We start from the raw sequence: 23901 nt of genomic DNA on the forward strand, positions 1-23901 counted from the left end.
TTTTGCCCGAACCGCCGGGTTGCGGGCGGCATTACACGAAAAATCCCATGCATCCAAGACGGAATGAAGCGTTTTCCCAAGTGTTAGATCATTGCCATGCCGCCATTCACATGAATGGTCTGGCCGGTGACGTAGGCTGCCTCGTTGGAAGCGAGGTAGGCGACGGCAGAGGCGACTTCGGCGCCCGTGCCCATGCGCCGGGTCGGGATCGCCGCCATGATCGCCTCTTTCTGCTTGTCGTTGAGCTTGGCGGTCATCGCCGATTCGATGAAGCCCGGGGCGACGCAGTTGACGGTGATATTGCGGGTGGCGATCTCCTGCGCCAGCGATTTGGTAAAGCCGATCATACCGGCTTTGGAGGCGCAGTAATTGGTCTGGCCGGGATTGCCAGTGACGCCAACCACTGAAGTGATGTTGATGATGCGGCCATGGCGGCGGCGCATCATCGGATGGGTAAGCTCGCGGGTCAGCCGGAACACGGCGGTCAGGTTGACCTCGAGCACGCTATCCCAGTCGGCGTCAGCCATGCGCACGAACAACCCGTCCTTGGTGATGCCGGCATTGTTGACGAGGATGTCGACGCCTTCGAGGTCGGCCTCCGCCTTCTGGCCGAGCGCCTTGACGTCGTCGCGGTTGGAAAGATTGGCCGGGAAAAGCTTGACCCGGTCGCCCAGTTCGGCGGCCAGCGCCTCCAATTTCTCGATACGTGTGCCATGCAGGCCGACGATGGCGCCCTGGCCGTGCAGCACGCGGGCGATCGCCTCGCCGATACCTCCAGATGCGCCGGTGACGAGCGCCTTGCGGCCGGTCAATTCGAACATTCTTGCCTCCTGATCTGAGCGAACACCCTTTGCATGGAGCGGGGTCAAATCGCCAGTTGATTATGCAAGCGCCCCCAGCGCCGCCTCGACATCCGCCGCGGATCCGATGGCAGTGGTGGCAATATCGCGGTTGATGCGGCGGGCCAGCCCCGACAGCACCTTGCCGGCGCCCACTTCGTAAAGCGTCGCAACGCCGTTGCTGCCGAACCACTCCACCGTTTCGCGCCAGCGCACGCGCCCGACCACCTGTTCGACGAGGCGGCGGGCAATCTCGTCGGGATCGCTCGTCGGGGTCACCGTAACGTTGGAGACCAGCGGCACGGCGGGCGCACTCTTAGTCACGGCGGCCAGCGCCTCCCGCATGATCTCGGCCGCAGGCTTCATCAATGCCGAATGGAAGGGCGCCGAAACCTGCAGCATCAGCGCCCGCTTGGCGCCCTTCTCCGTGCATAGCTTCGCCGCCAGTTCGACCGCCGGCCTGGCGCCGGAGATCACCAGCTGGCCGCCGCCATTGTCGTTGGCGATCTGGCACACCAAGGCTTGCGCGGGATCTCTGGCGGTGCCTTGGGCGGCCTCTGAGCAAGCGGCCTCGACGTCGGCCTGTTCCAGCCCGATGATCGCCGCCATCGCGCCCTCGCCGGCCGGTACAGCCGCCTGCATGGCATTGCCGCGGATACGCAACAGCCGGGCGGCGTCGGCGACCGAAACGAAACCAGCGGCCGCAAGTGCCGAATATTCACCGAGCGAATGGCCGGCGACATAGGTGACCTTGCCGTTCAGGGAGAAGCCGCGCGCCTCCAGCGCCCGGACTGCGGCAAGTGACACCGCCATCAGCGCCGGCTGAGCATTGGCGGTCAGCGTCAGCGTCTCTTCCGGGCCTTCCCAGATCAGCTGCGATAGTTTTTCACCGAGCGCGTCGTCGACTTCCTCGAAGATCCGCCGCGATTCCACAAAAGTATCGGCGAGGTCCTTGCCCATGCCGACGGCCTGGCTGCCCTGCCCCGGAAAGGTGAATGCGATGGCCATGGTCGGCTCCCAGCTGCTGGTTCTCGCTGCCTGTGACGCAAGGCGTGCGCCCAAGTCAAGTCCAACCTTGACCGCTCAGCGTCGGCCGAGTGCCTGTTTCGGCAGGCTTTTTGGCGATCACTCATGATGAAAACCGCTCACGATTTGTTTGCTGGCTCTTCTTATTTCCGCCGCAGGCGCTAGGCTTTGCGTGACAGTTCGATGACAATCGAGTGACGCCTTTGTTGCGGGCCGGGGAACTATTGAAGTGGCAAAGACCAAGCAGAGCGCAGCCGAGGCGGCGCCACAGTTTCTTGAAGGCGATCCGTCGACTGGCTATCTGCCGGCGCGCAGATGGCCTGTCATCCGCTATGGCCTTATCAGCTTGCTGGCTGCGGCTATCCTGGTGTTTGCCATCGAACTGATCGTGCGCGGCAACTTTGCCGGCACCATTGATTTCTTTCTGCAGCCTTTCAAACCCGGCTGGACCACGATCATCATTTTTGCGCTGATCCTCATCGGCCTCGACGCCGTGCTCGGCCGCAGCCATCAGAGCCTGATGATCGTCGCGCCGCTGACATTGTCGCTGGCGTTCGTCGGCCACCAGAAGTCGCTCTATCTCGGCGATCCGCTCTATCCGACCGATTTCCTCTATTCCCGGCAGATCGTGGCACTGATGCCACTCCTGGTCCGCGATCGCCCGGGAACCGCCATTGCCCTGGCGATCGGCATCGTCGGCGGGCTGTCGCTGCTCGTCTATGGCTGGCGGTTATGGCGCCGCCGCGTTCCGGCGCTCAGCCACAAGGGCCGCCTTGCCCGGCTGACGCTGACGGTGCCGCTGATCGCTTTCTTCGTCTCCATCATGGACTATGCCACTTTCTCGTGGACGCGCGACCGGCTGCAGATCATCCCGATTATGTGGGACCAGAAGGAAAACTATGCCTCGAACGGTTTTGCGCTCGCCTTCGCGCTGAACGTCCCGATGGCGCATGTCTCGGCGCCGCCCGGCTATTCCGACAAGGCGATCGAAGCGATCGGCAAACCGCAGGTGACCGCCTCGGTACCTGCCGAGAAGCCCGACATCATCGTCGTGATGAGCGAATCCTTCTGGGATCCGACCAAGCTGCCCGGCGTCACCATCACACCCGACCCTATCCCCAATGTGCGGGCACTGCGCACGGGCTACATGTTCTCGCCCGAGTTCGGCGGCATGACGGCCAACATCGAGTTCGAGGCCCTGACCGGCTTTTCCAACGCCTTCCTGCCGGCGGGCAGCATTCCCTACCAGCAATATGTGCGGACACCGACCCCCTCGCTGGCGACCTTCCTGAAAAGTCAGGGCTACCGGGCACGCGCCATCCATCCCGGCACCAACTGGTTCTGGAATCGGGGGGCCGTCTATGCCGATTTCGGCTTCAACGACTTCAAGTCCGAGGAGACGTTGCCGCCCATGCAGAAACGCGGACCGCTCGCGTCGGACGCAGCGATGACCGACGAGATCATCCGCGAAGCCGATACCAGCGCCGGGCCGGTCTTCTTTTTCGCCGTCAGCCTGCAGAACCACGGGCCGTATGAGCCGTATCGCTATAACAATCCGACCCACAAGGTGCAGGCGCCGATCAGCCAATGGGCACGTGAATCGCTGTTGAGCTACGCCGAAGGCTCTTCCGATGCGGACCGCGGCCTCGAACGGCTGATCGAATGGGCGAAGAAACGCGAGCGGCCGACCGTCATCGCATTCTTCGGCGATCACCTGCCGCCGCTTGGGCCGGTCTACGTCGAGACCGGTTTCCTGAAGGACAATGTCGCGCCGCGCAAGGAGGCGGCCGACCAGATGCTGCAGCACCACCAGACACCATTGATCGTCTGGTCGAACCGCAGCGGCCCGGCCGAGGATCTGGGCGCCGTCAGCCCGGCCTTCCTGCCCTACCATATCCTGAAAACGGCCGGCATCAGCCATCCGTATTACACCGGCTTCCTCGGCCAGTTGCGAGAGCGCTACCGCGTCATCGACCGTAATTTGCTGTTGGCACCGGAAGGCGACGCCACCCCCGATTGGTCGCGTCAGAAAGAGATCGACCCGGCAATCCGCGACTTCCGTCTGCTGCAATACGACATGATGTTCGGCAAGCGCCATGCGGCGCCCGACTTCTTCCCCGAAACCACAGGCAAAGTGGCTGCACACACGAGCTGAGGCAGCTGAAGTTTGCAGCGTGATGCGCGAACTCCGATCGTGCCGTCGAGAGACGGGAATTGTTGCAGCTGATTGCCGACTGCGTAGAGCTGTTCGATTTGTTGGCGTTACCTCGATCGTCTCCCGCGACTATACGAACAGGGCATCCGGTTTGTTTTGTCAGGCGAAATGCGGGAAAACATCCTTGGGTCCGGGCAGGGAATCTGTAAGACCTTGCGAATGAGGCCAGCAGCCCAATAAGACCGGACAACTCGCGTGCAACTCATCTGCTTACGACACGTCGGCCGTTTGCCCTGTCGGTAGCAAATCAAGTTGCCCGGTTTGGTAGCACATCATTTGTCCGCTTCAGTTTTGCGTCGAAGCGGTTCACGCGGCTTGCCCGGTGCGGCAGGTTTCTTGGATTGTGGCGCCGTCGGGCGTGTATCGGGCGATGCGGCGGGCCCGTGGAAGACCGCGAGCGTCCCATCAGGGTATTGCCTGACCTTGACCGCGGCCCCAGCCTCCCTTTGGCTGGCGATAAAACCGGACAACTCATGTGCTACCTAATCCGGACAACTCATCTGCTTACGACACGTCGGCCGTTTGCCCTTGCCTTGCGGCCAAATTCCTGTATAGACGCCCGCAATCTGCCGGTCCTTGCTGGGGGCTGAACGGAGGGCCGGAGGTTTTTCGAAACCTTCGTGTGAAGCCGGAAGTGCTTCCGCCTCCCGTGTCTCCGCTCTCGACCGTCTCGTCATGCTCCTTTCTTCCCCGCCTTCGCAAGGATTGCGGGTCAGAGAAGTTGCAGAGGCTTTTGCCGCCGGGAACCGGGAGAGAAACGAAGAAAGGCACGAACACTATGGCTCTATACGAACATGTGTTTCTTGCTCGGCAGGACCTCTCGCAGCAGCAGGTCGATGCGCTTGTCGAACAGTACAAGGGCGTCATCACCGCGAATGGCGGGTCCGTCGGCCGGGTCGAGAACTGGGGACTGAAGTCCCTCACCTACCGGGTCAACAAGAACCGGAAGGCATATTATACACTCATGGACATCACCTGCCCGCCGGCCGCGCTCAACGAAATGGAGCGCCAGATGGGTCTGTCCGAGGACGTACTGCGTTTCCTGACCATCAAGGTCGATGCGCATGAGGAAGGTCCGTCGGCAATGATGCAGAAGCGCGAAGAGCGGTCGGAACGCGGCGGCTTCGGCGACCGCGACCGTGGCCCGCGCTCATTCGGCGACCGCGATCGCGGTGACCGCGGTGATCGTCCGCCGCGCAGCTTCGGCGATGGCGGTGCCGATCGTGGCCCGCGCCGTCCGCGCGAAGGCTTTGAAGGAGCGGCAGAATAATGGTCGACATCAATCAGATCCCAACCCGGCGCCCCTTCCACCGCCGCCGCAAGACTTGCCCGTTCTCTGGCGCCAACGCGCCGAAGATCGACTACAAGGACGTGCGGCTTCTGCAGCGCTACATTTCGGAGCGCGGCAAGATCGTGCCATCGCGCATCACCGCCGTCAGCCAGAAGAAGCAGCGCGAACTCGCCAAGGCGATCAAGCGTGCCCGCTTCCTCGGCCTGCTGCCTTACGTGGTCCGCTAAATCTACGCGGGCGGTTCGCCGCCCGCTTTTTGTCACCGGCCACGACGGGCGTAGCCGGATCGAACACCAAATCCCGGGTTGGATTTCGACAAGAGATCCTAACTGCCGCGACAGGCAGGACAGCGACACAGGCGGCGACGCCCAGCTTCCTGACCTGTTCCAGACAACTCGGCGCCGATCCTGAGGATAGCGCCCAAGCGAAGGAACAAAACCATGGAAGTCATTCTTCTCGAACGCGTTTCCCGCCTCGGCCAGATGGGCGACACCGTCAAGGTCAAGGACGGATTCGCCCGCAATTTCCTGTTGCCGCAGGGCAAGGCGCTGCGCGCCAACGAAGCTAACAAGAAGAAGTTCGAGGGACAGCGGGCGCAACTGGAAGCCCGCAACCTGGAGCGCAAGTCCGAGGCCGCGCAGATTGCAGAAAAGCTCGACGGCAAGAGCTTCATCGCCGTGCGCTCGGCCGGCGAGACCGGTCAGCTTTATGGTTCGGTCTCGACACGCGACATCGCCGAGCTGGTGACGGCGGAAGGTTTTTCGGTCAACCGCAACCAGATCCTGCTCAACCAGCCGATCAAGACCATTGGCGTCACCAATGTGGCGATCGCGCTGCATCCGGAGGTCGAGGTTACCATCACGCTCAACATTGCCCGCACGGCCGACGAAGCCGAGCGCCAGGCCAAGGGCGAAACGCTGACAACCGCCGAAGCCATCTACGGCGAGGACATCAACGATAATGCGCGGCCGGAAAACTTCTTCGATCCGAATGCGGAGTTCGAGGGCGGCGAAGACAACGGCTGATCGTCATTCGTCGGCATTCGCCGGCTAATCGCTATTCTGGACCAATGCCCGGGCCTCGTACCCGGGCATTTTTATGCCAAATGGAACTTTTCGAACCCCTATATCTTGATGCAGAATAAGACAGCCTGTCTGACCGAGAGGGGACATTTGGTCATGAATATTCTGCTGAAACGCATTCTCGACCGCCTGGTCCGCACAGGCAATCTCAAGGTGACAGGGCCGCAAGGCTCGATGGTGACTTTCGGTGACGGCAGCGGCGAGCCGGTGCACATGCATATCAAGACAAGGCATGCCGAGCGCGCCATCACTTTCGATCCGATGCTGGCGGTGCCGGAAGCCTACATGGACGGTGAACTCGACATTCTCGAGGGCGGCGTGCTGGGGGTGATGCGCATTGCGTTCCAGAACATGGGCAGCGGCGGTATCGATGCCACCTGGTCGAAAGCGATCGAAGGTCTGCGCCACGCCTTCCGGCGCCTGCAGCAGATCAACACGGCGTCGCGGGCGCGCCGCAACGTGCAGCGCCATTACGATCTGTCGGGCGACCTCTACCGCCTCTTCCTCGATGAGGACATGCAATATTCCTGCGCTTATTTCGAGCAGCCGGATATGACCCTCGACGAGGCACAAGCGGCCAAGAAGCGCCATATTGCCGCCAAGCTCAGGCTGAGGGCCGGCCAGACGGTGCTCGATATCGGCTCCGGCTGGGGTGGGCTTGGGCTTTATCTCGCCAAGGCGTTCGACGTCGACGTACAGGGCGTGACGCTGTCGACCGAGCAGCACGGCGTCGCCACCGACCGCGCCCATGCGCAAGGCCTGCAAAACCGGGTTCATTTCGACATCAAGGACTATCGCGAACTCAATGAACGTTTCGATCGCATCGTCTCGGTCGGCATGTTCGAGCATGTCGGCGTCAATCATTTCCGCACCTTCTTCGACAAGTCGGCGACGCTGCTGAAGCCGGACGGCGTCATGCTGCTGCATACGATCGGCCGCTCCGGCGTGCCGTGGGCGACCAGCGCCTTCATCCGCAAATACATCTTCCCGGGCGGCTATATTCCGTCGCTCTCCGAAGTGATGCCGGCCATCGAAAAATCGGGGCTCGTCGTCACCGACATCGAGGTTCTGCGGCTGCATTATGCCGAGACGCTGAAGCATTGGGGCGAACGCTTCGCGGCCAACCGCGACAAGGCCAAGGCGATTTATGACGAGCGCTTCTGCCGTATGTGGGAGTTCTATCTTGCCGCCTCGGAAGCTGCGTTCCGCTGGCAGGATCTGGTGATCTTCCAGATCCAGATTGCCAAGAAGAACGACACGCTGCCGATGACGCGCGACTACATGGCCAATTGTGAGAAGGCGCTGGAGATGCGCGATCTTGGACGTCGTGAAAAGGCTCCGGCGGCCAAGCCCGCTCGCCGCCGCAAAATGGTGGATCCGGAGTAGACGGCCGGCGATCGCGCCATTGCCGCTTGCCATTTGCCGACTGGCACGCTGAAAAGGCTCCCGTCAACGCGGGACCTTTTTTATGACCTACCTCCTCTACATCGCTGCCGCACTTGCCGAGATCGCCGGCTGCTTTTCGTTCTGGGCATGGTGGCGGCTGGAAAAATCGCCGCTGTGGTTGGCGCCCGGTCTCGTCTCGCTGGTGCTATTCGCGTGGCTGCTGGCGCTGGTCGACACCAGCGCGGCGGGCCGGGCCTACGCCGCCTATGGCGGCATCTACATTGCCGCCTCGCTGGCCTGGCTGTGGCTGGCGGAAGGCGTGCACCCCGACCGCTGGGATCTTGCCGGTGCCGCGATCTGCATCGTTGGCGCCTCGGTGATTCTGCTCTCACCTCGGACTGTCTAAGCGATGGAACTGCCCGTCCCGCTTAGACAAGGCGTCGATCGCCTTCTCGAACAGGTGCCGTTGCCGATGCTTAAGCAAGCGGCAAAGACGCTGTCGGACCGCTACCGCGCAGAGTTGCGCGACGGTCGCCTGCACATGGCCGAAGACATGGCGGTGAAGGCCTATCTGGCAACGCGGCTGCCGGCGACTTATGCTGCCATCCGCGCCAGCCTCGACGCGGTAAGCGAGGCGCGGCCCGATTATGCTCCGAGAACGCTGCTCGATGTCGGCGCCGGCCCTGGCACGGTGCTTTGGGCCACAATCAATCTCTGGCCGGATCTCCAACAGGCGGTGCTGCTCGAGGCCGGCGCCGCCGTGCGAAGGGTCGGCGAAGCACTTGCCGCGGATGCGATCACGGCCAGGACCGCCTGGCGGACCGGCGACGTCACCGTCGACCTGGTCGATCTGGAGCCGGCCGAGCTTGTGACTTCAGCCTATGTGCTGGATGAGATCGCGCCGGCATCGCTGGCAAAACTCGTCGACCGGCTCTGGCAGCTCACCGCCGACACGCTGCTGGTGGTCGAGCCGGGCACGCCGGCCGGCTGGCAGCGTATTCTTGCCGTGCGGCGGCAGCTGATCGATACGGGGGCGCACGTGCTTGCGCCCTGCCCGCATGAGGCGCCCTGCCCGCTCGTCGCTCCCGACTGGTGCCATTTCGCCCGCCGCGTCGCCCGCTCGCGCCTGCACCGTCTGGCCAAGGATGCCGAGGTGCCGTGGGAGGACGAGAAATTCATCTTTGTCGCGGCTTCCCGCCATCCGGCCGCTCCGCCTCGAGCGCGAGTGATCGCACCGCCGAAGTCGGGCTCCGGCAAGGCCTTGCTGAAGCTTTGCCAACAGGATGGGAGTGCTGCCGAGCGACTGTTCACCAGGCGCGATGGAGGGGCGTTCAAGGCCGCACGGCGACTGGACTGGGGTGATGCCTTGCCGGAATGACCGGCAGCTATTTTCCTGTTTTGTTCTCGCCCAAGAACGGCTAGGCTCGCCATCTTGATTCGAGTCAATTGAGATTCTTTCCACCGAAAGAACCTGGCTGTGAATCGCGGGCATCAAAGTTGGTTGGTTGGGGACTGATGCAGATAAGTCATCACCGACTTGTCTCGTTCTGATATCGAGAGACCGGGGATCAGGACCGGGGACATCATGGCAGAGGCAGCACGAAAATTCGGCGTGGCGGAAACACCGCTCTATCGCGAGGCGCCGAACAACATCGAGGCCGAGCAGGCGCTGCTCGGCGCCATACTGGTCAACAACGATGCCTTCTACCGCGTCTCCGACTTCCTGAAGCCCGGCCATTTCTACGAGCCGCTGCATAGAAAGATCTTCGAGGTCGCGGCCGAGCTCATCCGCATGGGCAAGATCGCGACGCCAATCACGCTGAAGACCTTCCTGCCGGCCGACGAGAAGGTCGGCGACATGACGGTGGCGCAATATATCGTGCGGTTGGCGGTCGAGGCCGTCACGGTCGTCAACGCCACCGACTATGGCCGCGCCATCTACGATCTGGCCACGCGGCGCGCGCTGATCACCGTCGGCGAGGACATGGTCAACATCGCCTATGACGCGCCGGTCGACATGTCGCCCTCCGACCAGATCGAGGATGCCGAGCGGCGCCTGTTCGAGTTGGCCGAGACCGGCCGCTATGATGGCGGCTTCGAGAGCTTCACCGACGCCGTCAAGACCGCCGTCGACATGGCCAATGCCGCCTATATGCGCGACGGGCATCTGTCGGGCGTCGCCACCGGCTTGCGCGACCTCGACCGCCGCATGGGCGGCCTGCAGTCGTCCGACCTGATCATCATTGCGGGGCGCCCCGGCATGGGCAAGACCTCGCTCGCCACCAATATCGCCTTCAATATCGCCGAGGCCTACGTCCCGGCGCAGCAGGCCGACGGCTCGTTCAAAGCGGCCAACGGCGGCGTCGTCGGCTTCTTTTCGCTCGAAATGTCGTCCGAACAGCTGGCCACCCGCATCATCTCCGAACAGACCGAAATCCCGTCGTCGAAAATCCGCCGCGGCGAGATCAGCGAGATGGATTTCGAAAAGCTCGTCGCCTGCTCGCAGACCATGCAGAAAATCCCGCTGTTCATCGACCAGACCGGCGGCATTTCCATTGCTCAGCTGTCCGCCCGCGCACGTCGCCTGAAGCGCCAGCGCGGCCTCGACGTCATCGTCATCGACTATATCCAGCTGATGCAGGGATCGAGCGCGAAATCATCGCAAAACCGCGTCCAGGAGATCACCGAGATCACCACCGGGCTCAAGGCGCTGGCCAAGGAGCTGGCGGTGCCGATCATTGCGCTGTCGCAGCTGTCGCGCCAGGTCGAGAGCCGCGACGACAAGCGCCCGCAGCTTTCGGATCTGCGCGAATCGGGCTCCATCGAACAGGACGCCGACGTGGTGCTGTTCGTCTACCGCGAGGAATACTACCTGAAGAACCGCGAGCCGAAGCCGGGCACCGACGAATACATCAAATGGGAACACGAGATGAACGAGATGCGCGGCAAGGCCGAGGTCATCGTCGCCAAGCAGCGCCACGGTCCAACGGGATCGGTCAGCCTCGCCTTCCAGGGCGAATTCACCCGCTTCTCGGACCTTGCCGAGGAGCATCATTTGCCGGATCGGTTCGAGTAGCTTTTTGACCAACCGTCGCGCTCCGTCACACCCCCCTCTGGCCTGCCGGCCATCTCCCCCGCAAGGGGGGAGATCGGCAGTTTTGCCGCCGGCTCTCTTCCTGCGACATCAGAGATTGGCGACAGCGTCGATGACAGCCAATCTCCCCCCTTGCGGGGGAGATGTCCGGCAGGACAGAGGGGGGTGGGCCGGATCGCCGAGCCTCGGCAATTGGCAAGCGACGCGACGCTGATGGCCAAATCGCGCGTCCAGTTCATCTGCCAGAATTGTGGTTCGGTGCATCAGCGCTGGGCCGGCAAATGCGATGCGTGCGGCGAGTGGAATACGCTGGTCGAGGAAGGCACGTCCGGCGGCATAGGCTCGGGTCCGGCCAACACCCGCAATGCGCGCAAGGGCCGCGCCGTGGTGCTGACGACGCTGTCCGGCGACATCGAGGATGCGCCGCGCATTGTCTCCGGCATCGGCGAGCTCGACCGCGCCACAGGCGGCGGCTTCGTGCGCGGCTCGGCGCTGCTGGTCGGCGGCGATCCCGGCATCGGCAAGTCGACGCTGCTCACCCAGGCCGCGGCCGCGCTGGCGGCAAAGGGCCACCGCATCGTCTACGTCTCGGGTGAAGAGGCGGTCGCCCAGATCAGGCTGCGCGCCCAGCGGCTCGGCGTCGCCGACACCCCGGTCGAGCTCGCCGCCGAGACCAATGTCGAGGACATCCTCGCCACCATCGCCGATGGCAAGCGGCCGGATCTGGTCATTCTCGATTCGATCCAGACGCTGTGGACCGACATGGCCGATTCGGCGCCCGGCACGGTGACCCAGGTGCGTGCTGCGGCCCAGGCGATGATCCGCTACGCAAAATCCACAGGGGCGGCGATCGTTCTGGTCGGCCATGTCACCAAGGAGGGCCAGATCGCCGGCCCACGCGTCGTCGAGCACATGGTCGACGCGGTGCTCTATTTCGAGGGCGAAGGCGGCCACCACTTCCGTATCCTGCGCACGGTCAAGAATCGATTCGGGCCAACCGACGAGATCGGCGTCTTCGAAATGTCGGACAAGGGCTTGCGGGAAGTCGCCAACCCGTCCGAGCTTTTCCTCGGCGAGCGCCATGCGAAGTCGCCGGGTGCCGCGGTTTTCGCCGGCATGGAGGGCACACGGCCGGTGCTGGTCGAGATCCAGGCGCTGGTGGCGCCGTCGACGCTGGGCACGCCGCGCCGCGCCGTCGTCGGCTGGGACGGTGCCCGGCTATCGATGATCCTGGCGGTTCTGGAAGCTCATTGCGGCGTCCGCTTCGGCACCCACGACGTCTATCTCAACGTTGCCGGCGGCTACCGCATTTCGGAGCCGGCGGCCGACCTGGCAGTGGCGGCGGCACTGGTTTCCTCGCTCACCGGTCTTGCCCTTCCCGCCGATTGCGTCTATTTCGGCGAAATCAGCCTTTCGGGTGCGGTGAGGCCGGTTGCGCACGCGCAGCAGCGCCTCAAGGAAGCCGAAAAGCTGGGTTTCGGAAGCGCGGTTCTGCCCTTGGGCAGCGAGGAACTTGTCGGTGGTAATGGGGTCGGGGGGATCGGAGCCGGCGCTTTCCAGCCCACCGAGCTTGCCGATCTCGTGGCGCGCATAGCCGGCTCACGGCGCAGCCGCGTCGACGAGCGAGAGTGATGCGGCTCGTCGAGCCGCGAAAAAGAGATCGGAGTGGGGCGAAAACATGCCGATTACGCTGCTTGACGGAATTCTCGTCGGCTTCACCCTGGTCTCGGCGATGCTCGCCATGGTTCGAGGCTTTTCGCGCGAGATCCTGTCGATCATCTCCTGGGCAGCCGCTGCAGCGGCCGCCTTCTTCTTCTACAAGCCGGTGCTGCCTTACATTCAGCCCTATATCGACAACGAAAAGGCCGCCATGGCAGCGGCCGCCGGTATCGTCTTCATTGTCGCGCTGATCGTCGTTTCGGTCATCACCATGAAGCTCGCCGACTGGATCATCGATTCCAGGATCGGCGCGCTCGATCGTACACTTGGCTTCCTCTATGGCGCGGCGCGCGGTATCCTGGTCGTCGCTGTTGCGCTGCTTTTCTTCAATTGGCTGGCCGGCGCCAAGGCCCCAGGCTGGATTGCCAACGCCAAGTCAAAGCCGCTGCTCGAATCGATCGGCGCCAAGCTCGAAAGCCTGCTGCCCGAGGATCCGGAAAACGCTATCCTCAACAAGCTCAATCCGAATCAGCCAGCCACCGAGACGCCTCTGGCCCCAGACGCGCCTGCAGCGGAAGCACCTGCCGCCGGCGACGACGCCACCGCTCCGGCACCCGATGACAGCGACGCGCCACCGGCCGACAATGCGCCCGCGACGCCGGCACCTGCAAACCCGGCGCCGGCAAACTGATTTCGACAGACTTGCCAATCTGCAGACTTGGCGAGGCATCAAGACTGACGATCATGTGAACGCCGCACCACGTGCGTTGCTTTCGATGCGCTATGACCTTATATGGCGACTTTAGCGGAGCTTGAGCCCCCAATGGCAGACGCAGACGACGTGCTTTCCGCCGAAGCCGACGACCATTTCCACGACGAATGCGGCGTGTTCGGCATTTTCGGCCGGCAGGACGCCGCAGCCATCGTAACCCTCGGCCTGCATGCGTTGCAGCATCGAGGCCAGGAAGCGGCCGGCATCGTTTCCTACGACGGCACCCAATTCCATGTCGAACGCCATGTCGGCCTGATCGGCGACACCTTCACCAAGCAGCGTGTCATCGACAGCCTGCAAGGCAACCGTGCCATCGGCCACACGCGCTACGCCACCACCGGCGGCTCCGGCCTGCGCAACATCCAGCCTTTCTTCGCCGAACTTGCCGATGGCGGCTTTGCCGTCGCCCACAACGGCAATCTCACCAACGCCATGACCGTGCAGCGCGCGCTGCAGAAGCAAGGCGCCATCTTCTCTTCCACCTCCGATACCGAGACGCTTTTGCATCTGGTTGCCACCAGCAAGGAGCGCGACCTGAATTCGCGCTTTATCGATGCGGTGCGCCAGGTCGAAGGCGCCTTCTCGCTGGTGGCGATGACGTCCAAGAAGATGATCGGCTGCCGCGACCCGCTCGGCATCCGCCCGCTGGTACTCGGCGATCTCGACGGTGCCTGGATCCTCGCCTCGGAAACCTGTGCGCTCGATATCATCGGGGCGCGTTTCGTGCGTGACTTGAAGCCCGGCGAAATGGTCGTCGTCACCAGCAAGGGGATCGAAAGCCTGTTCCCGTTCGAGCCGCAGAAGACCCGCTTCTGCATTTTCGAATATGTCTATTTCGCGCGGCCGGATTCGTCTGTCGAAGGCCGCAATGTCTACGAAGTACGCAAGCGCATCGGCGCCGAGCTGGCGCTGGAAAGCCCGGTCGAGGCGGACATCGTCGTGCCGGTGCCGGATTCGGGCACGCCGGCGGCGATCGGCTTCTCGCAGGCCGCGGGCATTCCGTTCGAGCTCGGCATCATCCGCAACCACTATGTCGGCCGTACCTTCATTCAGCCCGGCGATTCGATCCGCCACATGGGCGTCAAGCTGAAGCACAACGCCAATCGCCGCATGATCGAAGGTAAGCGTGTGGTGTTGGTCGACGATTCCATTGTGCGCGGCACCACCAGCCAGAAGATCGTGCAGATGGTGCGCGATGCCGGCGCGAAGGAAGTGCATATGCGCATTGCCTCGCCGCCGACGCGCGCCTCCTGCTTTTACGGCGTCGACACGCCGGAGAAATCGAAGCTGCTGGCATCGCGCATGTCGGTGGAGGAGATGGCCGAGTTCATCCGCGTCGATTCGCTCGGCTTCCTCTCGATAGACGGGCTCTATCGCGCCGTCGGCGAAGCCGGCCGCGACAACGAGCAGCCGCAATTCTGCGACGCCTGCTTCACCGGCCAGTATCCGACCCGGCTTGCCGATTTCGAAGGCTCCGACAATGTGCGCACGCTGTCGCTGTTAGCGGCCGGCGGGTCGTAGGCCTTGCCGGTCCGTTTGTCTCCCTCCCTTGGCCCCTCACGGCGGTTTCACCTTGCCTGTCGGAATCCATCGTATGAGCCTTGACCTCTCCGGCCGCGTCGCGGTCGTCACCGGCGCCTCGCGCGGTATCGGCTATTTCATCGCCAGGGAGCTTGCCGCTGCCGGTGCGCATGTGATTGCGGTTGCTCGCACCGTCGGCGGGTTGGAAGAACTCGACGACCAGATCAAGGCAGGTGGCGGACAGGCGACGCTGGTCCCGCTCGATCTTGCCGACATGGCGGGGATCGACCGGCTGGGCGGCGCCATCCACGAGCGCTGGGGCAAGCTCGATATACTGGTCGCCAACGCCGCTGTGCTCGGCGTCATCGCCCCGATCGGCCATGTCGAGGCCAAGACCTTCGAGAAGGTGATGACCATCAACGTCACCGCAACATGGCGGCTGATCCGCTCGGTCGACCCGCTGCTCAGGCTTTCCGATGCCGGCCGTGCTATCGTGCTGAGTTCCAGCCTTGCCCACTCCGCACGCGCCTTCTGGGCGCCTTATGCGGCGTCGAAGGCGGCGGTCGAGGCCATGACGCGTTCATGGGCGCATGAGACCGAAAACCTGCCGCTCAGGGTCAATGCCGCCGATCCCGGGGCAACGCGCACCGCGATGCGGGCGCAGGCCGTACCCGGCGAGGATCCTGAAACACTGCCGCACCCTTCGGAGATCGCCAAGCGTATCGTGCCGCTGGCCAGCCCTATGCTCAAGGAGACCGGGCTGATCTTCCAGGCCAAGCACAATCGCTTTGTCGCCTACCGGCAGCCGGAGTAGCCACACATCGCATTTTGCCGGAAGAATTGCGCCGGCACCAACGTTGTTCGGGTGCCACAATTCGAGGAACGGAGGACCATATGCGGAGACTGCTTCTCTTGACTGCCACCGCGCTGCTTGCAGTTATCGGCGCCACGTCGTCGCAGGAGGCAACGATGAGCTTTTTCGTCACCAGCGTCGGCTCCGGCAAAGGCGCCGATCTCGGCGGTGTGGCCGGCGCCGACGCCCATTGTAGTTCACTGGCCGAAGCCGCGGGCGTTACCGGCAAGACATGGCGCGCTTATCTCTCGACCAGCGATACCGATGCACGCGACCGTATCGGCAAAGGCCCGTGGTTCAACGCCAAGGGCGTCAAGATCGCCGATGATGTCGCTTCCCTGCATAGCGATGCCAACGCCATCACCAAACAGACGGCACTCGACGAAAAGGGCCAAATGGTCAACGGCCGCGGCGACACGCCCAACCGGCACGACGTTTTGACCGGCTCCAAGCCGGACGGCACGAAAATAGCCGACCAGACCTGCGGCGACTGGACGCTGAGCGGAGCAGAAGGTGTGGCGATGATGGGTCATCATGATCGTACCGGCCTCGATGATTCGGCAGCCGCCAAATCGTGGAATTCCTCGCATGCGTCACGCGGTGGCTGCAGCCAGGAGGCGCTGAAGGGCACCGGCGGCGACGGCCTGTTCTATTGTTTTGCGGTGAACTGAACCAAAGCCGGAAAACGACCGACATCACGCGGCTGTGATGCCGTGGCTTAACGCCGCGCTTTGGCCCAGCTTTCGCCGCTGGGCCGGAGTTGCTAGGATCGTGCGACTCCCAAACAAGCAGAGCGAGGAAATACTCATGGCGGCACCGAGCGTAGCGTTAGTCTGGTATCTGGTGATCGCCGGCCCGCAAGGCGGCATGGTCGTGCTGCCCAGCACATTCGACACCCGCGAACAGTGCGCCTTCGCCATAACCGAATACCAGAAGCAACCGACGCCGGCCGGCTGGTCGGTGCAGTGCGTGCCGAGCGCCTCGCCCTTCGCCGACGAGGGCGACGCCGAGGAGCCGTCGGCGCAGTAGGAGAACGTGATCTCCCCCTTGAGGGACCCTTGGGGGGACATGGCCGACAGGCCAGGCTGGTCCGACCGCGCTCGGCCTGCTGCAGCGGTTGGCACTTCACGCGAGACAACCCCTCTGTCGCCTTCGGCGACATCTCCCCCTGAGGGACCCTCAAGGGGGAGATCGTCAGCGTCGCGCGCTGACCGTCAGCTCCGGCTTCTGGCTGATGGTCTGAAACACCACGCAGTAGCGCTCAGTCAGCTTGAGCAGCGCATCGATGCGCTCCTGCGGTTCGTCGGTGTCGAGCCCAAATGTCAGCCGGATGGCGCGGAAGCCAACCGGCGCATCCCTCGCCACGCCAAGCGTGCCGCGAAAGTCGAGATCGCCTTCGGCTTCCACCGTGGCGGCCCCAAGCTTGAATTCCAGCGCCGTCGCCACTGCCTTCAGCGTGACACCGGCGCAAGCCACCAGCGCCTCCAGCAGCATGTCGCCGGAGCAGAGTTCGAGCCCGGTGCCGCCGGTCGCCGGATGCAGCCCGGCAATGGCAATCGCCCTGCCCGTCTCGACCTTGCAGGCGATCGATTGGTCGTCGATCGAGCCCTTGGCCTTGAGGGTAATCAGCGCGCGCGAGGCGTCGTCGCGATAGGCCTCCTTCAGCGGCGCCTGCATGGCCTTCAATGCGATCGCGTCCATTTCATTTCTCTCCCATAGTTGTCTGGCTTCGCCGCTTAACGGCGGTGTCGCCTGCCCCAAACGCAAGTCCCCGCTGGCGTAGCGCTTGGCAGGGTTTCGCCCGTATAGCCTGACGATACGGATGCCCGACATCCAACGCCTTCACACCCTCTCTCGCAACACATTCGTAAGGCCGCCGGACATATGGCCGATATCGCCACCCTGGAAACCCGCGAAAGGGTTCTTGCGGGCATCCTGTTCAACGGCGCTGCCGTCTGCTGTTTCGATGCACGACGCCTCGATCAAGCTGACACTATGGTGTCAGGACGGGGCAGCGTAAGCTGGTAAAATGACGGAATCGCTGGACATGTCAGGCACAGTGGAAAGCGCCCGCGAACGTACCCTCGGCATCATCCTGGTCTCGGCATCGGCGGCCGTCTTCGGCCTCACCGGCGTGCTGACCAAATCGATCCATGCCGACCCGCTGACCATCACCTGCTGGCGCGGCTTCGTCGGCTCGATCCTGATCAGCCTTTATGTGCTATGGCGTCGCCAGCGCTCCGGCGGTCGCGACAGCCTGCGGCTCGGCTGGCGCGGCTGGCTGCTGGCGATCGAGGGCGCGCTCGCCAGCATCGCCTTCATCTCGGCGTTCAAGTTCACCTTCGTCGCCAATGTCGCGATCATCTACGCCACCGCACCCTTCGTCACCGCGCTGCTTGCCTTCATGCTGGTCCGCGAGCCGTTCCGGCTGCAGACGCTTGCCGCCGCCGCCGTGTCACTGTGCGGTGTGGCGATCATGGTCTGGTCCGGCTTCGGCACCGGCCATCTGTTCGGCGACGGGTTGGCGCTGCTGATGACGATCGGCAGCGCGCTCTACATGATCATGGTGCGGGCCTTCCGCGACACGCCGGTGGTGTGGGCGGGTGCCGTGTCGGCGTTCCTCCTGTTCGTGCTCGGCTGGCTCATCGCCGAGCCGCTGGCCGTCTCGGCCAGGGACGCTGTGCTTCTAGCCACCTTCGGCGCCTCGTTCGCGCTGGCCTCGATCCTGTGGACGGAGGGCACCCGGCTTATTCCGGCGGCCGAGTCAGGATTGCTGGGCTCGGCCGAAGTGCCATTCGCGATCCTGTTTGCCTTCCTGTTCCTCGCGGAGATCCCGCCGGCAGCCAGCATGCTCGGCGGGGCCATCGTGCTTTGCGCGGTGTTCGCTCACGCCGGCCGAGACTGGCTGATGGCCAGGCAGCGCGCAGCGGATGCATGACCAATCCTCGCCGCGTCCGAGGGCGAGTTGGCGGTCCGATCACGAGAAGTCCGTTCCTCAAAATAAATTTGAAAAGTCATGGAACCATCATAGGGCTCAGTCATTATGGCTGCGACGGGCCACCCCAAGTCCCCCCAAACCCCTCGGCCCGTCCTACTCAGAGCCGACCGCAAGGTCGGCTTTTTCTTTGCTGGCTCAGTTGGCCAAGGCTAGGTTGCCGCTGAACAACGCGGCCAGATCCTGCGCTGGCCGATCGGCATCCTCACGCAAGCGGATGGCGAATTCGGCGACCGGCACTGGCGGCAGATCAAGATCGCGCGGCGCCTCGACGATGCCGGAATGGGCGAAGCGCGCCGTCCTCAACGTCAAGGCGATGCCGGCGTGCACTGCCGTGCGCAGGCCGGCGAGGCTGGCACTGCCGGCAGCAATACGGTAGCGACGGCCGGCCGCATCGAGTGTACTGGTCGCCGCTTCGCGAAACCCGCAATGAGGATCGAGCAGTGCCAAGGGCAGTTCGTCGTGGCGGGTGGTCAGCCCATTCTGTGAGCAAAGCCAGATCATTGGTTCCTTGAGCACGCCGATTTCGTCGCGTGTCGGCACCTGCCGCATGGCAATGGCCAGATCAAGGGTGCCGGCCTGCAAAGCCTGCGCCAGTTCGGCGGAACGGCCGACGCGCAATTCGATCCTGACGCGCGGATGGCTGACAGCGAAAGCCCTGAGAAGCTGCGGCAAGCCGCTGTCGGCGAAGTCCTGCGTGGTACCGATGGCGACGCGCCCGTCGGCACGCGCCCCTTTGAGGGCCAGCCACGCCTCGCGGTGCGCGGCAAGGATGCGACGCGCGTGGCCGACCAGATCCTCGCCTGCCGGCGTCAGACCGCGTCCTCGCCCCTGCGGCACCAGCAGCGCTTCGCCGACAACATCCTCCAGCCGCTGCATCTGCGCGGTCACTGCGGACGGCGAGCGACCGACGATCGACGCGGCCCGCGCCAGGGAACCGCCATCGACGAAAGCGAGGAAAGTCTTGAGGAGGTCGGGATCGAACACCTGCATAATTCGATAATATCAAAGTGTTTATCAAAAACAATTCGATTTTTCTGATCAAAGGACGATGGCATGATTTTCTCGACGGCGAAGAGACGCCGCTTGAAGCCGAGGAGAAGAAACATGCCGATCATCAATGTCAGCGTTACCGGCAAACCCGACACCGGTTTGTCAGCCGCCATTGCCAAGGAGGTAACTGAACTGACGGCCATGCATCTGCGCAAAGACGCAACGATTACAGCTGTTGCCATTTCCTATCACGACCCCGAGCACTGGTTCGCCGGCGGCAAGTCGCTGGCCGAGCATGGCGCCAACACGGCTTGGCTCGACATCAAGGTTGTCGACGGCACCAACACCAAGCTCGAGCTGGAGGCGTATCTGCAGGCAATTTTTGCCGCATTCGGCCGGCTTCTGGGCAAGGTGCATGAGGAAAGCTACGCCCTCGTGCATGAAGTACCTGCGGCGGCCTATGGCTTTGGCGGCAAAACGCAGGAATTCCGCTTCATCAGCGGAAGGATGAAAGCGGCGTAGCTGCGATAGGCAGCCGAATCCAGTGATGACAGGAGAAAAAGGAAAATGGAGCCGCATTGACGTTGATCCAACTTCGGCTAGGTTCTCACCCGAAGCGGCCACTGAAGAGCCGTGACGTGAGATTGTTGGGAGATGCGGCGATGATCCTGACACTGGCGCTGCTTGCGGGTCTTGTCGCGGCCTGGCTGCTGATCGGCGTGGTGGAGACGTTCCGCCTCGGCCTGCGTTTGAGCCAGGCGCTGCTCTACGTGCCGTTCAAGCTCGCCTACCGGATCAGCGACGAGCGCATCAAGATTGCCCGCAAGTCGGCGGCCCCGGTCATCTACGTCGTTTGGCATCAGTCACGCATCGAGCCGGCGCTGATGCTGTCGCTGCTGCCGGAGGACACGCTGCACATCCTCGACCAGGCTTCGGCCAGGTCGCCGTGGCTGGAGCCGTGGCGTGAGCTCGGCCGCACCATCGCCTTCAACGCCGAGCATGTCTTCGTCAGCCGCAGATTGGTGCGGGTGCTGAAGGGCAAGGGCCGGCTCGCCGTTTACCTGCCGGATGCGGTCGAGCCCGACGTCAAGTCGTTTCGGTTGTTTCGCGCCATCACCCGTATCGCCATGCAGGCCGACGCGCGCATCGTGCCGATCTTCGTTGCCGGCGCACGCAGCCTGCCGGCTTCACTGACGCCAGCGGACAAGGCGCCCCGCCACTGGTTTCCGCAGCTGTCGATCAGCGTGCTGGAGCCGATGACCATTGCCGAGCTGGTGGCGCGGAATCCCGATCAGGCCTCCAACACAAATGCGTTGTTCGATCGCTTCGCTGAGGCCAGGCTTTTCGGCAACGATCTCGATCGCGGCCTGTTTCTTGCCATGCGCGATGCCGCCGACCGGGTTGGCGCTTCCCATCCAATTGTCGAGGACGTCATTGGTGGCGCGCTGAGCTACCGGAAAATGTTCATCGGCGCCAGGGTTTTGGGCCACCGCTTCGAGGCAATAACAGCGCCGGGCGAAGCGGTTGGGCTGCTCCTGCCCAACGCCAATGGCGTCGTGCTGTCGTTCGTCGGACTTTTGTCGGCTGCGCGGGTGCCAGCAATGATCAACTATACCGCCGGCCCGGCCAGCGTCACCGCCGCCGTCCGCACGGCGATGATCCGCACCGTGGTCTCCTCACGCGCCTTTGTCGAAAAGGCCAATCTCGCCGACATCGTCGAGGCGGTGGAAAAAGGCGGGGCGAAACTGTTGTGGCTGGAGGATCTTCGCGCAAGCGTGACCGTGCTGGACAAGGCCGCAGCCGCCTTGCTGTGGCGCTGGCCGCTGCAGCGCCAGGATGCGGCCAAGCCGGCGGTGATCCTGTTCACCTCCGGCTCGGAAGGCACGCCCAAGGCCGTGGTGCTGTCGCACCGGAACCTTCTTGCCAATGCGATGCAGGCGGAAGCCCGCATTACCATCTCGCCGGCCGACATCCTGCTCAACGTGCTGCCGGTGTTCCACTCGTTCGGGTTGACCGGCGGCACTATCCTGCCGCTGGTCACCGGAGTAAAGCTGTTCCTCTACCCGTCACCGCTCCACTACAAAATTATTCCGGAGGTGGCGCGCAAGGTCCGGCCAACGGTGATGTTCGGCACCGACACGTTCCTCGCCAACTATGCCCGCACCGCCAAGGACGACGATTTTTCCAGCCTGCGCTTCGTCGTCGCCGGTGCCGAGGCGGTGAAACCGGAGACGCGCCGGGTTTACCGCGGGCGCTTCCAGGCCGAGATTATCGAAGGTTTTGGCTTGACCGAGGCCGCACCGGTGGTTGCCGTCAACACTGCCATCCACGGCCGCGACGGAACGGTCGGGCGGCTGCTGCCGGCCATGCGCATGAAACTCGAACCGGTCGAAGGCATCAGCGACGCCGGCCGGCTGTGGCTCGACGGGCCGAACCTGATGATGGGCTACATGACCGCCGATAGGCCGGGCGAGCTGCAGCCGCTCGCAGGCTGGCACGACACCGGCGATATCGTTTCGGTCGATCGCGAAGGCTTCATCACCATTCGCGGCCGCGCCAAGCGCTTCGCCAAGATAGCCGGCGAGATGGTATCACTTGGTGCGGTCGAGATGCTGGTGCAGTCGCTGTGGCCGGAAGAGCATCACGCCGTGGTGGCAGTGCCGGACAAGCGGCGCGGCGAGCGCCTCGTTCTGGTCACCACCGCCGACAATGCGGATCCCGACGAATTGCGCGAATTCGGCAAAAAAGCCGGGGCGGCCGAACTGATGGTGCCGAACGACATCGTCAAGGTCGAAGAGATCCCGGTGCTGGGCTCCGGCAAGACCGACTATGTCTCGACTAGAAAGCTGGCGCTCGAGAGGCTGGGACTGAGCGCAGCCGCCTGAGGTTTGCTGTCGAAAACTCTAGAGGACCACCACCGACAACAGCAGAATGACGCCGACGGCCATCATCAGCAGGCCCGGCCAGTTCTGCGACAGGCCGAGAAAACGGAGCCCGCGCTGCCGCGGCTCCAGCGTCGGACCTGGTGTTGCGAGATTGGGCGTCGGACTATCCGGCGCGGTGGAGACAGCGGCCGGCTCACTGAGCCGCCCGCGCAAGATGGCCGCAACCGCCATATAGACGAGGCCGGCGACAGTCAGTAACGCGCCGATGAGGATAACAGCCATTTCTCCTCGTTTCCGATGGTTCTGCCCGATGCGGCAGCTTGCGCGACGTTGACGACGTATCACGACCAGCCGCTCAAACGGACCTACCAACACAAACGGTCTGGCCGCCCAGCAAGTTCCGAAAACGGGTTTTTGAGGTGCGTTCCACAGCGCCGCGTGCTCTGCGAGCCGCTCCCAAGTCAAAATCCGTCAGCCAATGTCCGACGACAGCACCTTCTCGCCTTCGCGCTTGGCGCGTCTCGAATAGGCGCGCACGCTGAACGGCAAGAAGACCAGATAGCCGGCAACCGAGGCCGTCAGCGTATACCAGGGATAAGTCATCAAAAGCAGGACGTAGAGAACGACTGCGAGAATGATCGGCAGCACCCTGTCGCCCGGTATCCTGACGCTCTTGCCGGAATAGACGGGCAATCTGCTGACCAGCAGGAACGCCACCAATATTGTAAAGCCGGTGGCAATGAAGGCCGCCAGGCGGCTGGGTTCAAGCCCAAGCCTGAGGAAGAACAGATAGAGCGGCAGCATCACCAACACCGCACCCGCCGGCGCCGGCACGCCGACGAAATATTCGGTCTGCCACTGCGGACGGTCGAGCTCTTCGTCGAGCACGTTGAAACGGGCAAGCCTCATCCCACAGGCGATGGTGAACAGCAGTGCGGCGATCCAGCCCGGTGAACCTGCCCTGTCGAGTAGAAAGGCATAGAGCACCAGCGCCGGTGCCACGCCGAAATTGACGATATCGGCCAGCGAATCCATTTGGGCGCCGAATTTGGAAGTCGCCTTCAGCATTCGCGCCAGACGGCCGTCGATACCATCGAGGAAGGCGGCGAGCAGCACCATCACCACCGCTGGCTCGAAGCGGCCCTCGAAGCCGAAGCGAATACCGGACAGGCCAGCGCAGATGGCAAGCACCGTGACCAGATTGGGCAGCACCATGCGCATCGGGATTTCGCGAATGCGCGGGCCACCGCCGCCATGCGCCTCGAATTTCTTGAACGGCGGCGCCACCGG

At 63.4% G+C, this 23901-nt stretch carries 23 protein-coding genes; 17 read left to right on the plus strand and 6 right to left on the minus strand.

Translation table 11 applies throughout. The features are described 5' to 3' along the window. Positions 1–83: 83 nt before the first annotated feature. Positions 84–821, minus strand: coding sequence for a 3-oxoacyl-[acyl-carrier-protein] reductase (gene fabG, locus NKH98_RS21850; RefSeq protein WP_352805994.1), 738 nt, complete (start codon positions 819–821; stop codon positions 84–86). Between the two features lie 60 nt (positions 822–881). Beyond that, complete coding sequence (gene fabD, locus NKH98_RS21855) at positions 882–1847, minus strand: ACP S-malonyltransferase (protein ID WP_352901582.1); 966 nt, start codon at positions 1845–1847, stop codon at positions 882–884. Between the two features lie 247 nt (positions 1848–2094). Between fabD and NKH98_RS21860 the strand changes: the two genes are divergently transcribed. The 14 genes from NKH98_RS21860 (at position 2095) to NKH98_RS21925 (ending at position 16767) form a co-directional block, all read left to right on the plus strand. Then, positions 2095–4020: an LTA synthase family protein gene (locus NKH98_RS21860; RefSeq protein ID WP_352901585.1), complete on the plus strand. Its 1926-nt coding sequence runs from the start codon at positions 2095–2097 to the stop codon at positions 4018–4020. Positions 4021–4858: 838 nt separating this feature from the next. After that, the gene (gene rpsF / locus NKH98_RS21865; RefSeq protein WP_254820244.1) at positions 4859–5350 is read left to right on the plus strand and encodes a 30S ribosomal protein S6; all 492 of its coding nucleotides are present in this window, start codon (positions 4859–4861) and stop codon (positions 5348–5350) included. Continuing rightward, positions 5350–5598 (plus strand): 30S ribosomal protein S18, encoded by a 249-nt coding sequence (rpsR, locus tag NKH98_RS21870; protein WP_006203718.1) that lies wholly within the window; start codon positions 5350–5352, stop codon positions 5596–5598. The genes rpsF and rpsR overlap by 1 nt, the downstream gene beginning before the upstream one ends. Positions 5599–5811: 213 nt before the next feature. Beyond that, the gene (gene rplI, locus NKH98_RS21875) at positions 5812–6396 is read left to right on the plus strand and encodes a 50S ribosomal protein L9 (RefSeq protein WP_254820243.1); all 585 of its coding nucleotides are present in this window, start codon (positions 5812–5814) and stop codon (positions 6394–6396) included. 153 nt (positions 6397–6549) lie between these two features. After that, positions 6550–7839, plus strand: coding sequence for a cyclopropane fatty acid synthase (locus NKH98_RS21880; protein WP_352647378.1), 1290 nt, complete (start codon positions 6550–6552; stop codon positions 7837–7839). A gap of 82 nt (positions 7840–7921) precedes the next feature. Further along, a complete protein-coding gene (locus NKH98_RS21885; protein ID WP_352901588.1) occupies positions 7922–8245 on the plus strand; it encodes a YnfA family protein in 324 nt (107 codons plus the stop codon). 3 nt (positions 8246–8248) lie between these two features. Continuing rightward, on the plus strand, positions 8249–9217 hold the full coding sequence (locus tag NKH98_RS21890; protein WP_352901591.1) for a small ribosomal subunit Rsm22 family protein: 969 nt from the start codon (positions 8249–8251) through the stop codon (positions 9215–9217). A gap of 207 nt (positions 9218–9424) precedes the next feature. Further along, positions 9425–10915 (plus strand): replicative DNA helicase, encoded by a 1491-nt coding sequence (locus NKH98_RS21895; protein WP_352901593.1) that lies wholly within the window; start codon positions 9425–9427, stop codon positions 10913–10915. 231 nt (positions 10916–11146) lie between these two features. Then, complete coding sequence (radA, locus tag NKH98_RS21900; RefSeq protein ID WP_254820239.1) at positions 11147–12565, plus strand: DNA repair protein RadA; 1419 nt, start codon at positions 11147–11149, stop codon at positions 12563–12565. Positions 12566–12611: 46 nt separating this feature from the next. Then, complete coding sequence (locus tag NKH98_RS21905) at positions 12612–13283, plus strand: CvpA family protein (protein ID WP_254820238.1); 672 nt, start codon at positions 12612–12614, stop codon at positions 13281–13283. Between the two features lie 132 nt (positions 13284–13415). Then, positions 13416–14885, plus strand: coding sequence for an amidophosphoribosyltransferase (gene purF / locus NKH98_RS21910; RefSeq protein WP_352479226.1), 1470 nt, complete (start codon positions 13416–13418; stop codon positions 14883–14885). 73 nt (positions 14886–14958) lie between these two features. Next, the gene (locus NKH98_RS21915) at positions 14959–15699 is read left to right on the plus strand and encodes an SDR family NAD(P)-dependent oxidoreductase (RefSeq protein ID WP_352901596.1); all 741 of its coding nucleotides are present in this window, start codon (positions 14959–14961) and stop codon (positions 15697–15699) included. A gap of 80 nt (positions 15700–15779) precedes the next feature. Beyond that, positions 15780–16409, plus strand: a complete 630-nt coding sequence (locus NKH98_RS21920) for a hypothetical protein (protein ID WP_352705359.1) — start codon at positions 15780–15782, stop codon at positions 16407–16409. A 136-nt stretch (positions 16410–16545) separates the two neighbouring features. Further along, positions 16546–16767, plus strand: coding sequence for a hypothetical protein (locus NKH98_RS21925; RefSeq protein ID WP_254820234.1), 222 nt, complete (start codon positions 16546–16548; stop codon positions 16765–16767). Between the two features lie 165 nt (positions 16768–16932). On the opposite strand, the gene NKH98_RS21930 is transcribed toward NKH98_RS21925, so the two are convergent. After that, a complete protein-coding gene (locus NKH98_RS21930) occupies positions 16933–17439 on the minus strand; it encodes an OsmC family protein (RefSeq protein WP_352479222.1) in 507 nt (168 codons plus the stop codon). Between the two features lie 346 nt (positions 17440–17785). On the opposite strand from NKH98_RS21930, the gene NKH98_RS21935 reads away from it, so the two are divergent. Next, the gene (locus tag NKH98_RS21935) at positions 17786–18676 is read left to right on the plus strand and encodes a DMT family transporter (protein WP_352901600.1); all 891 of its coding nucleotides are present in this window, start codon (positions 17786–17788) and stop codon (positions 18674–18676) included. 195 nt (positions 18677–18871) lie between these two features. Here the strand turns inward: NKH98_RS21935 and NKH98_RS21940 are convergent, their stop codons facing one another. Next, positions 18872–19726 (minus strand): LysR substrate-binding domain-containing protein, encoded by an 855-nt coding sequence (locus NKH98_RS21940; protein ID WP_352901602.1) that lies wholly within the window; start codon positions 19724–19726, stop codon positions 18872–18874. Between the two features lie 114 nt (positions 19727–19840). On the opposite strand from NKH98_RS21940, the gene NKH98_RS21945 reads away from it, so the two are divergent. Both NKH98_RS21945 and NKH98_RS21950 read left to right on the plus strand, forming a co-directional pair. Further along, positions 19841–20248, plus strand: coding sequence for a tautomerase family protein (locus tag NKH98_RS21945; protein WP_254820229.1), 408 nt, complete (start codon positions 19841–19843; stop codon positions 20246–20248). 140 nt (positions 20249–20388) lie between these two features. Then, the gene (locus tag NKH98_RS21950) at positions 20389–22611 is read left to right on the plus strand and encodes an AMP-binding protein (protein WP_352901607.1); all 2223 of its coding nucleotides are present in this window, start codon (positions 20389–20391) and stop codon (positions 22609–22611) included. Positions 22612–22629: 18 nt separating this feature from the next. Here NKH98_RS21950 and NKH98_RS21955 read toward each other — a convergent pair whose 3' ends face one another. Both NKH98_RS21955 and NKH98_RS21960 read right to left on the minus strand, forming a co-directional pair. Beyond that, complete coding sequence (locus NKH98_RS21955; protein ID WP_254820228.1) at positions 22630–22893, minus strand: hypothetical protein; 264 nt, start codon at positions 22891–22893, stop codon at positions 22630–22632. Between the two features lie 189 nt (positions 22894–23082). After that, positions 23083–23898, minus strand: a complete 816-nt coding sequence (locus NKH98_RS21960; RefSeq protein WP_352705369.1) for a CDP-alcohol phosphatidyltransferase family protein — start codon at positions 23896–23898, stop codon at positions 23083–23085. Positions 23899–23901 lie beyond the last annotated feature (3 nt).

This window comes from Mesorhizobium sp. M0833, from assembly GCF_040319905.1.
Taxonomy (GTDB): Bacteria; Pseudomonadota; Alphaproteobacteria; order Rhizobiales; family Rhizobiaceae; genus Mesorhizobium.

Bases quoted from the DNA above. Each gene is read 5' to 3' on its own strand.
- NKH98_RS21925 (WP_254820234.1), top strand. From the start codon at position 16,546: ATGGCGGCACCGAGCGTAGCGTTAGTCTGGTATCTGGTGATCGCCGGC.
- fabG (WP_352805994.1), bottom strand. From the start codon at position 821: ATGTTCGAATTGACCGGCCGCAAGGCGCTCGTCACCGGCGCATCTGGA.
- NKH98_RS21915 (WP_352901596.1), top strand. From the start codon at position 14,959: ATGAGCCTTGACCTCTCCGGCCGCGTCGCGGTCGTCACCGGCGCCTCG.
- rplI (WP_254820243.1), top strand. From the start codon at position 5,812: ATGGAAGTCATTCTTCTCGAACGCGTTTCCCGCCTCGGCCAGATGGGC.
- NKH98_RS21955 (WP_254820228.1), bottom strand. From the start codon at position 22,893: ATGGCTGTTATCCTCATCGGCGCGTTACTGACTGTCGCCGGCCTCGTC.
- NKH98_RS21950 (WP_352901607.1), top strand. From the start codon at position 20,389: ATGATCCTGACACTGGCGCTGCTTGCGGGTCTTGTCGCGGCCTGGCTG.
- NKH98_RS21895 (WP_352901593.1), top strand. From the start codon at position 9,425: ATGGCAGAGGCAGCACGAAAATTCGGCGTGGCGGAAACACCGCTCTAT.
- NKH98_RS21920 (WP_352705359.1), top strand. From the start codon at position 15,780: ATGCGGAGACTGCTTCTCTTGACTGCCACCGCGCTGCTTGCAGTTATC.
- NKH98_RS21905 (WP_254820238.1), top strand. From the start codon at position 12,612: ATGCCGATTACGCTGCTTGACGGAATTCTCGTCGGCTTCACCCTGGTC.
- NKH98_RS21885 (WP_352901588.1), top strand. From the start codon at position 7,922: ATGACCTACCTCCTCTACATCGCTGCCGCACTTGCCGAGATCGCCGGC.
- NKH98_RS21940 (WP_352901602.1), bottom strand. From the start codon at position 19,726: ATGCAGGTGTTCGATCCCGACCTCCTCAAGACTTTCCTCGCTTTCGTC.
- NKH98_RS21890 (WP_352901591.1), top strand. From the start codon at position 8,249: ATGGAACTGCCCGTCCCGCTTAGACAAGGCGTCGATCGCCTTCTCGAA.
- NKH98_RS21930 (WP_352479222.1), bottom strand. From the start codon at position 17,439: ATGGACGCGATCGCATTGAAGGCCATGCAGGCGCCGCTGAAGGAGGCC.
- NKH98_RS21935 (WP_352901600.1), top strand. From the start codon at position 17,786: ATGTCAGGCACAGTGGAAAGCGCCCGCGAACGTACCCTCGGCATCATC.
- rpsF (WP_254820244.1), top strand. From the start codon at position 4,859: ATGGCTCTATACGAACATGTGTTTCTTGCTCGGCAGGACCTCTCGCAG.
- fabD (WP_352901582.1), bottom strand. From the start codon at position 1,847: ATGGCCATCGCATTCACCTTTCCGGGGCAGGGCAGCCAGGCCGTCGGC.
- purF (WP_352479226.1), top strand. From the start codon at position 13,416: ATGGCAGACGCAGACGACGTGCTTTCCGCCGAAGCCGACGACCATTTC.
- radA (WP_254820239.1), top strand. From the start codon at position 11,147: ATGGCCAAATCGCGCGTCCAGTTCATCTGCCAGAATTGTGGTTCGGTG.
- rpsR (WP_006203718.1), top strand. From the start codon at position 5,350: ATGGTCGACATCAATCAGATCCCAACCCGGCGCCCCTTCCACCGCCGC.
- NKH98_RS21945 (WP_254820229.1), top strand. From the start codon at position 19,841: ATGCCGATCATCAATGTCAGCGTTACCGGCAAACCCGACACCGGTTTG.
- NKH98_RS21880 (WP_352647378.1), top strand. From the start codon at position 6,550: ATGAATATTCTGCTGAAACGCATTCTCGACCGCCTGGTCCGCACAGGC.